This is a genomic window from Colwellia aquaemaris, assembly GCF_057548755.1.
Window position 1 is genome coordinate 113298 of sequence record NZ_BAAJLV010000006.1, and the last position, 12915, is coordinate 126212.

Annotated in this window: 14 protein-coding genes; 12 read left to right on the top strand and 2 right to left on the bottom strand. The window is 38.6% G+C overall.

The genetic code is table 11. The features are described 5' to 3' along the window. Nucleotides 1-273 precede the first annotated feature (273 nt). On the top strand, nt 274-654 hold the full coding sequence (locus AC27HL_RS15935) for a hypothetical protein (RefSeq protein WP_487082038.1): 381 nt from the start codon (nt 274-276) through the stop codon (nt 652-654). 12 nt (nt 655-666) lie between these two features. Here the strand turns inward: AC27HL_RS15935 and AC27HL_RS15940 are convergent, their stop codons facing one another. After that, the gene (locus AC27HL_RS15940; protein WP_487082039.1) at nt 667-1563 is read right to left on the bottom strand and encodes a LysR family transcriptional regulator; all 897 of its coding nucleotides are present in this window, start codon (nt 1561-1563) and stop codon (nt 667-669) included. A gap of 101 nt (nt 1564-1664) precedes the next feature. Here AC27HL_RS15940 and AC27HL_RS15945 point away from each other — a divergent pair, with 101 nt between their 5' ends. The 3 genes from AC27HL_RS15945 to sigZ all read left to right on the top strand — a co-directional run bounded on the left by AC27HL_RS15945 (nt 1665) and on the right by sigZ (nt 3988). Further along, nucleotides 1665-2516 carry an SDR family oxidoreductase gene (locus tag AC27HL_RS15945; RefSeq protein ID WP_487082040.1) on the top strand — a complete coding sequence of 284 codons (852 nt, stop codon included), beginning with the start codon at nt 1665-1667 and terminating at the stop codon, nt 2514-2516. Nucleotides 2517-2664: 148 nt separating this feature from the next. Next, nucleotides 2665-3363, top strand: coding sequence for a glutathione S-transferase family protein (locus tag AC27HL_RS15950; RefSeq protein ID WP_487082041.1), 699 nt, complete (start codon nt 2665-2667; stop codon nt 3361-3363). Nucleotides 3364-3442: 79 nt separating this feature from the next. After that, nucleotides 3443-3988 (top strand): RNA polymerase sigma factor SigZ, encoded by a 546-nt coding sequence (gene sigZ, locus AC27HL_RS15955; RefSeq protein ID WP_487082042.1) that lies wholly within the window; start codon nt 3443-3445, stop codon nt 3986-3988. Here sigZ and AC27HL_RS15960 read toward each other — a convergent pair. Continuing rightward, nucleotides 3985-4923 carry a LysR family transcriptional regulator gene (locus AC27HL_RS15960; RefSeq protein WP_487082114.1) on the bottom strand — a complete coding sequence of 313 codons (939 nt, stop codon included), beginning with the start codon at nt 4921-4923 and terminating at the stop codon, nt 3985-3987. The genes sigZ and AC27HL_RS15960 overlap by 4 nt on opposite strands. Before the next feature lie 112 nt (nt 4924-5035). Between AC27HL_RS15960 and AC27HL_RS15965 the strand changes: the two genes are divergently transcribed. From AC27HL_RS15965 to AC27HL_RS16000, 8 genes are all read left to right on the top strand, one after another. Then, nucleotides 5036-6076, top strand: coding sequence for a zinc-binding alcohol dehydrogenase family protein (locus AC27HL_RS15965; protein WP_487082043.1), 1041 nt, complete (start codon nt 5036-5038; stop codon nt 6074-6076). A 67-nt stretch (nt 6077-6143) separates the two neighbouring features. Beyond that, entirely contained in the window at nt 6144-6434 is a 291-nt protein-coding gene (locus AC27HL_RS15970) for a putative quinol monooxygenase (RefSeq protein ID WP_487082044.1), read from the top strand. A 157-nt stretch (nt 6435-6591) separates the two neighbouring features. Continuing rightward, nucleotides 6592-7641 carry a CNNM domain-containing protein gene (locus AC27HL_RS15975; RefSeq protein WP_487082045.1) on the top strand — a complete coding sequence of 350 codons (1050 nt, stop codon included), beginning with the start codon at nt 6592-6594 and terminating at the stop codon, nt 7639-7641. Nucleotides 7642-7698: 57 nt separating this feature from the next. After that, a complete protein-coding gene (locus tag AC27HL_RS15980) occupies nt 7699-9042 on the top strand; it encodes a LysM peptidoglycan-binding domain-containing protein (protein WP_487082046.1) in 1344 nt (447 codons plus the stop codon). 173 nt (nt 9043-9215) lie between these two features. Continuing rightward, the gene (locus AC27HL_RS15985; protein WP_487082047.1) at nt 9216-10577 is read left to right on the top strand and encodes a serine hydrolase domain-containing protein; all 1362 of its coding nucleotides are present in this window, start codon (nt 9216-9218) and stop codon (nt 10575-10577) included. 204 nt (nt 10578-10781) lie between these two features. Then, on the top strand, nt 10782-11144 hold the full coding sequence (locus AC27HL_RS15990; RefSeq protein ID WP_487082048.1) for a GntR family transcriptional regulator: 363 nt from the start codon (nt 10782-10784) through the stop codon (nt 11142-11144). Further along, nucleotides 11144-12001, top strand: a complete 858-nt coding sequence (locus tag AC27HL_RS15995) for an ABC transporter ATP-binding protein (RefSeq protein ID WP_487082049.1) — start codon at nt 11144-11146, stop codon at nt 11999-12001. Before AC27HL_RS15990 ends, AC27HL_RS15995 begins: the two co-directional genes overlap by 1 nt. Next, on the top strand, nt 12001-12909 hold the full coding sequence (locus AC27HL_RS16000) for a hypothetical protein (RefSeq protein ID WP_487082050.1): 909 nt from the start codon (nt 12001-12003) through the stop codon (nt 12907-12909). The genes AC27HL_RS15995 and AC27HL_RS16000 overlap by 1 nt, the downstream gene beginning before the upstream one ends. Nucleotides 12910-12915: the final 6 nt, after the last annotated feature.

Below are 12915 nucleotides of genomic sequence, written 5' to 3' on the forward strand. Positions count from 1 at the left end.
TCCTTTTCTAAGTTGACAACAGCATGAAAAATAGCGCTGAAAAAATCCTAATAAAAACTTAGAAGTGGTAGAAAATAGAAAAATTATAGAAATAATAAAGCTGACTTTAATGCTATCTATTTGTTATATAAGGCTAATGGGTTTTTCTTGTGTTTTTATATAAATAACAAATAATTGAGATTTATCAATTCGTCAGACTTTGATTAGGGTAAAATATCAGCAGTGAAATATTTAACAACAGATGTTTTGTTATCAATTACGGTGGATTAAGCCATGAGAATGAAGAAATATATTTTAGTTTTATCGACACTGTTAATAGTGTTAATGGGCTGTACTCAATCAGTGGATGTAAAACTAGAGCCTGAAGTTACTGTGTTTTTAAGTGAAAATACAGATAAAACAGTGCGCCTTACGGGATCAGATGCTGAATATGTATTGCTAAAAGAGTGGTTGGCTTTGCATAAAGATGGTTGGCTTACTACTTCAGGTAAATATTCAGGCGGGGTTTATCTAACCTCTGGTGAATATGGCATTCAAATTACCACGAGTAAGGTGGTGTTATATACCGATATAACGACCACACCTAGGGCAATTTATGCGCAAGAAATTGAACGCAGTGAGTTAAAGGCTCTGAAAAATCTTGGCAAAAAGTAACTAGCAAGCAAATTAGTTAAATATTTTTTCATTAAGTAAGAAGTCAATAAGTGCTCGTGTACGCGCAGGCACTTGTCGTCTTGACGGGTAAACTAATGAAAATACTAATGGTTCACCGGTTACGGATGGTAAAACAGGGACAAGAGAGCCATTTGCTAATTCGGCTTTTACCGTTGTTGGTAAAAGTGAGCCAATGCCCATACCTTGAATAAGCATGTTTTGCATAGTAAGTGGTGAATTGCAGCGCGTAAAATGCTTAGGTTTTATTTCGATTGCTTGCTGGTTTTGATGTAAGTGTTGTACATCAGTATGGTTAGTTTGATTAAGTATAACCCAGCGGCAGTTGGCGAGTGCTTCATGGCTTGTTGGCATAGCTACTTTTTTGAGGTAAGTAGGGCTAGCAAATAGTGCCATACGTTCTTCATGCATAACTCGCGCAATAAGCGACTCATCTTTAGGTACGCCAATGCGAATTGCCAAGTCTATATTTTCTGCAATAATGTCGACTCTGGCATCGTTGAGTACCAAGTCTAATTGAATATCTGGGTATTGCTGCTCAAACTTAGCTAATACTGGTAGTAAAAATTTAATGGCAATATCATGATTTAGCGTAATTGAAACTCGACCTGTCGGTGATGCTGGCTTAGCAATCGCTTCGATACGTTGTAAAATATTGGGCAATTGCTTTGCTTGTTGATAAATATCTAATCCTTCATGAGAAACCCGCAATTTTCGTGTTGAACGTTGTAGAAGTCTAATACCTAAATCTGCTTCCAAATTAGCTATCTGCTCACTAACCCTAGAGCGACTACTTTTGAGTTTGCGAGCCGCAGCCGCAAAACTACCTGCTTCTACCACCACGGTAAATATTGCCAGTAATTTTAGGTGAGAAAAATCTATTGTACTCATATTCGGAGCATTCTATTCGTAATTGCTAGTCTTATCGGGTCGGTTAGTGTGCTGCATAATATCGAACAATTCCAGTTCAAACATCCAAAAAGGAAAATATTATGATTGCAATTACCGGAGCAAATGGTCAGTTAGGTCAACTCGTTATTCGCAGCTTATTAAAAAAAACTCAAGCAGATCAAATTGTTGCTTTAGTTCGAAATGTAGACAAGGCTGATCAACTAACAGTCTTAGGCGTTAATGTGCGCCATGCTGATTATAACCAGCCCGACACTCTAAAAACTGCGCTGAGTGGCGTGAAAAAGTTGCTGTTGATTTCAGGCAGTGAAATTGGTCAACGTGTGCCACAGCATCAGGCGGTGATTAACGCTGCCGTACAAGCAAACGTAGAATTATTTGCATATACCAGTATTTTAAAAGCGCATGAGTCGCCACTGATACTCGCGCAAGAACATGCCATTACCGAACAAATGATTACTGATGCTAAACTGCCGGCCGTTATTTTACGTAATGGTTGGTACAGTGAAAACTATACCCAAGGAATTGCCGGAGTATTGAGTAATGGTGCCGTGATTGGTGCCGCTGAAAACGGCGTTCTACATACCGCAGCAAGGAAAGATTACGCAGAAGCAGCTGCGGTTGTGTTAACTTCACATGCTAATCATATTGGTAAGGTTTACGAGCTTGCCGGCGATAATGGCTTCACGTTAGCTGATTATGCCAATGAAATTTCAAAACAGAGCCAACAACAAATAAGCTATCAAACAATGACGGGTGACGATTATAAGCATCTGTTAGTGAATATTGGTTTACCACAGGGGCTTGCTGATGTACTTGCCGATGCAGAAGTGCATGCAGCTAATGGCTGGTTGGCCGAAAATGGTGGCTCGTTAAGCCAACTTATTGCAAGGCCAACGACACCTATCGCAACGAGTATTGCAGAAGCTATTTAAGAAAATAGACGATGAAGGTGGTCACTGTATTGGTGGCCTTGTTATGTTTTATCGCATATTCATAAAATAAATTAATAATTACTTCGTCTTTTCTAAGTGCACTTCGTCTTAAGGGTATAAATTATTTAACATAGAAGTGAGAATTAACATGCTTAAAATTATTAGTTTTAAAATTTGCCCGTTTGTGCAACGTGTTACCGCAGCGCTTAAGGCGAAAAATGTACCTTATGAAATTGAATATATTAACTTAAAAGATAAGCCGCAATGGTTTTTAGATATTTCGCCCAATGGCCAAGTACCCGTGTTGATTACCGAGTCAGGTACGGCTTTATTTGAGTCGGATGCCATCATTGAATATATTGAAGATGAATTTGGCGGTATTGAAGGCTATGTCAGCAATGAGCAACGTGCTATCGACCGCGCATGGAGCTATTTGGGTACCAAGCACTATTTAGCACAGTGTGGCACCATGAGTAGCAAAGATGAAGAAACCTTTAAACAAAAGTCAGCAAAGTTTATTTCGGTTTTCTCAAAGGTTGAGCAACAACTATCAAATGAAAACAAGTTCTTTAAATCAAATAACTTAAGTAATGTTGATATTGCCTGGCTACCTTTGTTGCATCGTGCTGATATAGTTAAAAAACACACAGGTTTTGACTTCTTATGTGGTTTACCGAAAATGCAAGCTTGGCAAAACGCTTTGCTTGAATCTGGGGTTGCAGAGAATACTACTTCAGATGATTTTGAAGAACTTTTTACTGATTTTTATCTCAACAATACCTTTTTAGGTGCAGGAAAAAGTGCTCAAGCAAATGAACAATGTGGAACAACAAATTGTTGTGGTTAATAACTTGCAATAAGTTCATGGCATTTTCTTTATCGGCTAGTAATGGCTCACTAGGTTATTACTAGTCAAGGAGACTTATATGATAAGTGTGGAAGCTATTTGGCAGCAATATCAGGCCAGTTTAACGGGCTTTTTACATAAAAATGTTTCAAACCCTGACGACGTTGAAGACTTGCTGCAAGATATCTTATTAAAGAGTTTTCAAAACTTACACCGAGTACATGATGTTAAAAAAGTTAAGTCTTGGTTGTTTCAAATTGCCAATAACACCATTATTGATTTTTACCGTAAACGCGCTAGAAACAACCAACTTGACCAACAAGAGTTATGGTATTTTGCACATGATAAAAGCATTTTACAGCAACTTTCTTTGTGTGTTGTTCCCTTTATCAACGCATTACCTAAGCCAGAAGCTGAATTATTAACAGCCATTGAAATTAACGGTGTATCGCAAAAGGAATACGCTAGCCAACATGGTATTAAGTATTCAACGCTAAAATCTCGGGTACAAAAAAGCCGTCAAATGCTATTTGAGTTATATAGCAATTGTTGCCACTTATCTTTGGATAAGCAGGGTAATGTGATTGAGTTTACTGAAAAGGAGAGCCGTTGCAAAAAATGTTAAAGGGTAATATCGCTAGCTTTTAAAATCTGTTTATCCACTAATTTTTGCAATAGCGTGTGGCAGCGGATAGTAAAATTATCTCGAAGCAACCTTACAGCTGGCGTAATAGATTGTCGGCTGGGACAAATAAGCCAAAGCTCAGTGTCTGCCGGTTTATAGTTAGGTAGTAAGTTTACCAAACGCTCTTCGAGCAAGTCGTTGGCGACATCTAATGCTGACTTAGTGGCAATACCGTGGCCGGCAACGCACCAACGTCTTACTAAGTCACCATCATTACCTGCTCTATTGCCGCTAATTTTAATTTTGAATTTTTGCTCTTTGGAAGAAAAATGCCAAACGTCGTGAATTATGTCGCCAAGTTGATAGAAAAGGCCATTATGTGAGGCTAAGTCGTTAGGATGAAGAGGTGCGCCGTGTTGTTTAATATAATCTGGGCTTGCACATAATAGTCTCGGCACATTACAAATTTTAAAGCCATACATATTCGCGTCAGTCGGTGAACCGTACCGCAAACAAATGTCGATAGAGTCACGGTAAAAGTCAATATTGCTATCGGTTAGGTTAACTTTCAAGGTGATGGCAGAATGCGCTTGCATAAATTCATCTAGCCAAGGAGTTATAACATTACGCCCTAAATCTGACGAAATGCCGATACGTAATTCACCATCAACAACCCCTAAGTCATCTTTCACATTACGTTGTGCTTGCTCTAACATATCAATAGCTTGCTGACACTGAGGCAAGTATCGTTCACCAGCATGACTTATTTTCAAACTACGCGTTGTACGGGTAAACAACTCAACACCTAGTGTTCGCTCTACGCGCTTAATTGCCGCACTCGCAGTTGCTGTTTGCATATCTAGGCTAGTTGCAGCTGATGTGATGCTTCTTTGTTCGGCTACTTTTAACACTACTTTTAGATCTTCAATCTGCATATTGTCAAAAATATTTTGATAATGTATCAATTATTATGCTGTTTATTGGTGGCAAATCAAGCGATACCATAGCTCTTAAGTTAAACAGTTAAGAAATTGAAGAGAGAATGCAATGAAAGCGATCGGATATAACCAACCTTTGCCAATTACTAATTCAGCAGCATTAGTAGATATTGAACTACCACAACCTATTGCTACAGGGCATGATTTGCTGGTGAAGGTAAAAGCCATAGCAGTAAACCCTGTTGACTATAAAGTACGACTAAATGCCGCACCTAATGCAGGTGAATATAAAGTGCTCGGTTGGGATGCTGTTGGCGAAGTTGTCGCGGTAGGTGACTTGGTTAGTGATTATAGCGCTGGCGATAAGGTCTTTTATGCTGGTGATATTACCCGCCAAGGTAGTAATGCGGAATGTCAACTAGTGGATGAACGTATTGTTGGTAAAAAACCAATTAGCTTGTCTGATGCAGAAGCGGCAGCTTTACCACTTACGGCAATTACCGCTTGGGAAATGTTATTTGAGCATTTGGCCATTAAGCAGCAGCCAGCAACAAGTCAGCATAAATCAAAAGAGGTTATTTTAGTGGTTGGTGCCGCCGGTGGTGTCGGCTCTATTCTTGTACAACTGGCTAAAGCTATAACCGGTGCTACCATAATTGCAACTGCATCACGTGATAGCTCAAAAGCTTGGGTTAAGGAGTTAGGTGCTGACTTTGTTGTTAATCATAGTCAGCCACTAGCATCCCAAATTGCTGATTTAGTCGAAGGTGGAGCTATTGAACAAGTTACCCATGTGGCAAGTTTAAACGGTACTGAATCTTACTTTGACAGCTATATCGAGTTACTCGCGCCATTTGGCAAAATTGCCATGATAGATGACCCAGAAACACCACTTGATATTATGAAGTTAAAGCCAAAAAGTTTGTCATTTCATATTGAGTTTATGTTTGCTCGTTCTATGTTTAATGCCGCCGATATGCAACAGCAAGGTCATTTACTTAATCAAGTTGCGGAGCTGATTGATAGTGATTATGTAAAAACTACGGTAGGGAAAAATTTAGGGGTGATAAATGCTGAAAACCTGCGGATTGCCCATCAAGAACTAGAGTCTGGTACTGCGATAGGCAAACTTGTTTTACAAGGCTTTTAATTGCCCAGATGTATTGTTGTAAACCTATTTTTAACCAAGCAAACAACCAAATAAGTGAGATATGACCATGACCACATTAACCATAGTTGCCAATATTAAAGCCAAGACTGACCACGTCGAATTAGTTAAAGCTGAGTTAGAAAAACTGATCTCAGTTACCCGTGCTGAAACCGGTTGCATTAACTACGACTTACATCAAGACAATGACAACCCAGCGCATTTTATGTTTTATGAAAATTGGCAATCGCGTGAGTTATGGCAAGCTCATATGAATAACCAACATTTAGCTGATTATGTTAAAGCCACGGAAGGAGCGGTGGCGGAATTTACCATTAATGAAATGACGCAAGTTAAATAACTAGGTTGTTATTATGTTTTTAAAGTAATGTATTTAACGATAACAAGGTTATTTATTTGTTGTTTTAAAAAATAATGAAAGGGTCAGTTATTTACAGCAATGTGATATGCTGTAAGCTACTTAACAGAATATCTATTGGTTTGTTTGGAAATTTTACGTGACCCTACTTTTTATTTATCTCGCTATTGCCATTGGCGTATCGTTTTTATGTTCAGTGTTAGAAGCTGTTTTATTATCAATAACCCCTAGTTTTGTTGAGCAAATTCAATCAAAAAGACCAAAAGCAGGTTTAGCTATCGCTAATGTTAAAACTCGCTTAGATGAGTCGTTGTCGAGTATTTTAATTTTGAATACTTTTGCTCATACCATGGGAGCAGCTGGGGTTGGTTCGCAAGCTATTCAAGTATTTGGCGCACAATGGGAAACTTTAGTTGCGGTATTACTTACCCTAGCGATTCTATATTTTTCAGAAATTATTCCTAAAACTTTAGGTGCTACTTTTTGGCGTGGTTTAGCGGTTCCTTCCGCGCATATTATTACTTGGCTAGTAAGAATTGTTTATCCGCTAGTTTGGGTTTCTACTCGCTTAACTCGCATGTTTAAAAAAGGCAAAGAAAACGAAGTCACTCGCGAAGAAATTATTGCGTTAGCGTCATTAAGCCATAAGGATGGCAGTTTGTTTTCACAAGAAAATGAATACTTGTCAAATATGCTGAAACTACGTGAATTACGTACCGCACAAGTGCATACACCACGTACTGTTGTTCATATGTTGCATCAAGGAACAACGGTTACCGAAGCACTTAATCATGAGCAAACCAGTCAATTTACTCGTATTCCTGTATACGATAAAACCGTTGATGATATTAAAGGTAAGGTTATTAAAGGTGACCTTTATGAAGCGGAAAGAAATGGTCGTGGTGATGAAACTATTGGCAATTTTATGATCCCGCTAACCCGAGTTTCAGAAAAACTGCCCGTTCAGCAACTGCTCGACATGTTTATTAAAAACCATATGCACATGTATTTAGTGGAAGATGAGTTTGGTCAAACTGCTGGTGTTGTTACGTTAGAAGATGCTGTAGAAACTTTGCTTGGTCGTGAAATTGTTGATGAAAGTGACATTGTTACTGATATGCAGGCACTGGCACGTGACAAGTATCGTGAACGTTTGCGTACCATTAAACAGCAAAATGATGATGAATAATTCTTATGTCGCATAGTGTTCTTCATTAATGTTCCAACTTGTGATCTAGCCAGCTTTATGAAACTCAATTTAGTAAAACTTATTTTGCCATTATCCTGGGCTTTATTGTTTACGGGCTGTCAGCTAACGCCAGAGCAATCGCCTAAAAGCCAAGATATGACAACGAGCGCTATCGATAAACCAAGGCAGCAAAGCCATCAAGTTGACGCTTTGCAATCAGAGCCGCCAGTAAGCACTGTGGTTTATGATGATGTTTGGCTAAGAATTCGTGATCAACTCACCTTTACTGTTCCCGACAATAAAGAGGTAGCGAAGTGGCGAGATTATTATTTACGTCACCCTAATTTTATGGTGACTATTGCCGAGCGTGCAGAGCCGTTTCTATATTATATTGTGGAAGAAATAGAGCGCCGCAACATGCCAATTGAGCTGGCTTTGTTACCCATAGTTGAAAGCGCTTATTTACCTTATGGCGTTTCTCATAAAAGTGCCGCTGGCTTGTGGCAATTTATGCCTGTTGCCGCGAAGCGGTTCAATTTAACTCGTAATTGGTGGTATGACGGACGTCGCGACGTAGTAACTTCAACTCATGCTGCCTTAGATTATTTTCAGTTTTTTCATCGCACACTTGGTCAAGACTGGTTAAATGCTGTTGCGGCTTTTAACTCAGGAGAAGGTCGAGTAGGGCGAGCGATTGCCAAAAATAAACGCGCCAATAAAGCGTATGACTTTTGGTCGTTAGATCTGCCACGAGAAACTACGGCATACGTACCTAAGCTATTGGCTATTATCGATATATTACAAAGGGCAGATGAACTTAATTATGTTTTCACGCCAATTAAAAATTCCCCAGTTATTACGGCGCTTACACTTGAAAAACCGTTAGACATTGTTTTAGCGGCTAAGTGGATGAATACCGAGCCACAGGCACTACTGAAATTAAATCCAGGGCTAAATCGTGGTGTTACGCCACCAAACAGCAAGCATCAGTTATTAGTACCTATTGCCAGTGCTGCACTATTACAAGATAAGTTAGCGACTACTAAACCGAAAGATTGGTTACGCTGGCAGCACTATAGTGTTAAAGCTGGCGATACTTTAAGTGAAATATCGGCAAAACATAGCGTGCAAGTTGCAAAAATTAAACAGTTAAATCAGTTGGCTTCGAATACTATTCGAGTTGGTCAAAAGTTAGTGTTACCGTTAACGGATAATATTGTTAATCTTAATGATTTTAATCGATTTGGCACTAAAAGACGCTATCATGTGGTGAAAAGCGGCGATAATCTATGGGATATAAGCCGTAAATATAAAGTGAAAGTGCAAGACTTAGTACGCTGGAATAAATTGCCGCGTAATGCCTATTTACAGCCGAAGCAAAAACTCAAGATTTCGCTTTAATAGACATTAACTTAGTTAATTGCTTGTGAAACTTGAACAACTTAAAGCCTCATTTCGAGGCTTTTTTGTTATCTCAATATATCAAAAAGACTGGTTACATTTCACAAAGAACAACAATTAGCAACCAAAGCTAATTAGGTTAAGATAGGAAAAGCTCTAAAATAAGGATAGTTATGAAAATCAATATAATAAAAAAAATAGCGTTGTCAGTGTTATTAATCACCATACCATTGCTGCAAGCACAGGCTGCTAATGAAAAGGATTACGATGAGGTGTTAGCTCGGTATGTTGAAAAAACAGGCCCAGGTGTTGCGGTCATAGTTAGCAAAAATAATAAAATACTTTATAAGAACGCCCGTGGCTTAGCAAATATTGAATTGCAAGTCCCGTTAAAAACCAACAGCGTTTTTCGTTTAGGATCTATTACTAAACAATTTACTGGTGCGGCAATTATGATGCTGGCTGAACAAGGTAAATTATCACTATCAGATGATTTGCATAAATATGTACCTGATTTTCCAACTGAGGGTAACAAGGTTACGATCAAGCACTTACTAACGCACACCTCAGGTATTGCCAACTATACGGAAGATAAGCATATTTGGCGTCAAGAGCTACAAACACCAACAACACTTGATGACATGATAGTTCGTTTTGCTAAACATCCGATGGCACTAAAAGTTGGTGAGGCAAATCGCTATTCAAATACTGGTTATGTTTTATTAGGTAAAATTATTGAAGTCGCAAGTGGTAAATCTTACGCTGACTTTATTGAACAAGAAATATTTGCCAAACTAGGCATGAAAAATAGCCAGTATGGTGGTTTGCAGATTATTCCTAACCGCGCAAATGGCTACTCTGCGAGTGAAACCGGTTACGTAAATGCTGGCTTTGTAAATATGATGTGGCCGCATGCAGCGGGATCGCTATTATCAACCGTTTATGATTTAAATATTTGGTTTAAAGCATTACGAAATGGCGAGTTAATATCGGCTGAGAATTACAAGTTGATGACATCACCTATGCAGCTAAATGATGGCAGTATGTCAAATTACGGCTTTGGTTTAGGGATGTTTAAGTTTAATAAGTATGACGCTATAGGCCACGGTGGTGGTATTCATGGCTTTGTGACAAACGCTTTTTATATTCCTAGTGAAGACCTTTATGTGGCGGTGTTAAATAATTATGATGCCGGTAACCCCGGTGAAATTGCCCGAATGTTAGCAGCTGTTGCGCTTAATATGCCAGTGCCAAAATTTGAGAAAGTTGCGCTGAGTAAAGAGCAATTAACGCCTATGATGGGAAGCTATAAACTTGCTTCAGGAGGTATTCGAAAGATCTTTATGGAAGGTGACAAAGTGTATTCTGTGCGAGGCGAAGGACACAAGTGGCAAGTTTTCCCAATGTCGGACAATGGTTTTTATTATGATGGTAGTTTGAGTTACTTCACTATTGATAAAAATGCTCAAGGCCAACAAATAATGAATTTTTATCATGACTTAGCTGAAACGCCGGAAATTGCAGTTAAACAGTAAGCCAGTTTTTTATTAAAACTAATGCCGTGTTTTTAATGCGGCATTTTATTTTTAAACAGAAAAAAAGCTCCCGCCCTTTAAAAATAGCCGTTGTCATAAATCTTGAAATGTCTATTTACATTTATTAGAAATCAATTATTTGCGCATAGTGTGTTGGTGATGTATAACACTAAGGTGAGTGATAAATAACCAAGGAAAATAACAATGCCAACACAGTGGGATCCAGATACACCCATCTACATTCAGCTGTATCAACAAGTACTCTCAAGAATACTCGATGGCTATATTGTCGAAGGAGAGGCGTTGCCTTCCGTTAGAAGGGTTGCAGCAGAATATCAATTGAATCCAATTACTATTTCTAAGGCGTATCAAATGCTACAGGACGAAAATATAGTTGAAAAACAGCGTGGTAAAGGTTTGTTCGTAAACCAAGGCGTGCAAGACATTATTTTGAACAGAGAACGAGAAACATTTTTAACATCACAATGGCCAAAAATAGTTGAGCAAATTAATCGCTTAAAACTGTCGACTGAGGACTTGTTACAACCGATAACGGAGACTAAATAATGACAGCATTAATCTCTATTAATGGCTTAAATAAAAGCTATGGCAAGAAAAAGGTCGTCAAAGACGTTAATTTAACCGTTAATGCAGGGCAAATATTGGGCTTAGTAGGGCCAAATGGTGCCGGTAAAACCACCTGCCTACAATCTATGCTAGGTTTGTCTGACTTTGAAGGTAGCATAGATATATTGGGCTATGATCCTCGAAAACAACGGGCCGATATGCTTAATGAAGTTGCCTATATTTCTGATGTGGCAGTACTGCCTCGATGGTTAAAAGTGTCGCAAGCACTTGATTATATGTCGGATGTTCATAAAAACTTTGACCGCGAAAAAGCAGAAGGGTTTCTAGCAAAAACCAATATTGATCAAAGTGCAAAAGTTAAAGCTTTGTCTAAAGGCATGGTAACGCAATTACACTTAGCGCTTATTTTAGCTATTGATGCGAAAGTGTTAGTGCTAGATGAACCTACGCTAGGTTTAGATATTTTGACAAGACATCAGTTTTATAATCATTTGCTGGAAGATTTTTACTCTGAAGACAAGTGCATTCTTGTTACTACTCACCAAATTGAAGAAATCGAACACATTCTAACGGACGTTGCCTTTATTCAAGACGGCCAGATAGTGCTGAATGAAAGTGTTGACGCCATGCGAGAGCGCTTTAAGTTAGTGGCGGTTACAAATGACAAGTTGGCTGAGGCAAAAGAACTTAAGCCAATACATACGAATAGTTTAATGGGCTTAACAACCATGTTGTTTGACCGTTCAAGTGGTGATGAATTGCAAATGCTGGGAAATATTAGCGCACCAAGTTTAGCTGACATTTTTGTTGGAGTGATGACTAAGGAGGCTGTGTAATGAATATCGCGACATTTACTATGAGCATTAAAAAAGAGCTTTGGGAGTTTAATAAGCTGCTTTTTTGGGTACCTGTTATTATTATTTCTATGATGGTTGCGGCACCGCTTTTACAGTTATTGATTATCGAAGACTATCAAATGAATGCCATTTTTAATGGTTTAGCGCAATTACAACATCATACGTTGGATGAAGAGTTCTCCCGTTTTAGCTTTGCGGCAATGTCTGGGTTATTTGTACCTTTTATGATGGTGGCGCTGCTGGTACAACTCTATTATTTTCTGGTCTGTTTATTTGACGAAAGAAGAGATTTATCAATTTACTTTTGGCGTTCAATGCCAGTATCCGATCTATCAACAATCGCTTACAAGCTCTTTACGGGTACTTTTGTTATCCCTGCGGTGTTTATGCTGGCGGCAACCGTTACCTTATTGATTGCGGTAGTCTTCGCGTTTATCGTCTGTGTTGTGCTTGCTGTAGGTTTCGATATTTCACTGTGGCATATATGGGGAAGTTTTAATTTTTTCAGTAATTTAGCACTAACATGGCTTAGCTTGATTCCATTTGTACTGTGGCTATTTCCACTCTTTGCTTGGTTAATGTTAGCTTCTATGTTCGCCAATAAAGCGCCATTTTTATGGGCGTTATTGCCGATAGTTATCGTCGTGCTCGTTGAAGCTTTTGTTGTTCATTATTTTAATTTGGAATCTCAAATGTTTGCTTCATTACTGTTAGATTACTTCGGTATTAATGATGACACATTACGTAGTAATTTTACTCATGAAAACGCTATGCATTTAATGCCGATTAAAGTGTTGATGTCGAAGGTAAGTGTAGTGGCAATCGCAGTAGGAGCAGGGCTTATGTACTTAACTTATTGGTTACGCGTTAATAAAGCTCACGCATAGCCATAA

Coding starts and splice junctions, on each gene's coding strand:
- AC27HL_RS15935 (WP_487082038.1), top strand. CDS start 274: ATGAGAATGAAGAAATATATTTTAGTTTTATCGACACTGTTAATAGTG.
- AC27HL_RS15940 (WP_487082039.1), bottom strand. CDS start 1,563: ATGAGTACAATAGATTTTTCTCACCTAAAATTACTGGCAATATTTACC.
- AC27HL_RS15945 (WP_487082040.1), top strand. CDS start 1,665: ATGATTGCAATTACCGGAGCAAATGGTCAGTTAGGTCAACTCGTTATT.
- AC27HL_RS15950 (WP_487082041.1), top strand. CDS start 2,665: ATGCTTAAAATTATTAGTTTTAAAATTTGCCCGTTTGTGCAACGTGTT.
- sigZ (WP_487082042.1), top strand. CDS start 3,443: ATGATAAGTGTGGAAGCTATTTGGCAGCAATATCAGGCCAGTTTAACG.
- AC27HL_RS15960 (WP_487082114.1), bottom strand. CDS start 4,923: ATGCAGATTGAAGATCTAAAAGTAGTGTTAAAAGTAGCCGAACAAAGA.
- AC27HL_RS15965 (WP_487082043.1), top strand. CDS start 5,036: ATGAAAGCGATCGGATATAACCAACCTTTGCCAATTACTAATTCAGCA.
- AC27HL_RS15970 (WP_487082044.1), top strand. CDS start 6,144: ATGACCACATTAACCATAGTTGCCAATATTAAAGCCAAGACTGACCAC.
- AC27HL_RS15980 (WP_487082046.1), top strand. CDS start 7,699: ATGAAACTCAATTTAGTAAAACTTATTTTGCCATTATCCTGGGCTTTA.
- AC27HL_RS15985 (WP_487082047.1), top strand. CDS start 9,216: ATGAAAATCAATATAATAAAAAAAATAGCGTTGTCAGTGTTATTAATC.
- AC27HL_RS15990 (WP_487082048.1), top strand. CDS start 10,782: ATGCCAACACAGTGGGATCCAGATACACCCATCTACATTCAGCTGTAT.
- AC27HL_RS15995 (WP_487082049.1), top strand. CDS start 11,144: ATGACAGCATTAATCTCTATTAATGGCTTAAATAAAAGCTATGGCAAG.
- AC27HL_RS16000 (WP_487082050.1), top strand. CDS start 12,001: ATGAATATCGCGACATTTACTATGAGCATTAAAAAAGAGCTTTGGGAG.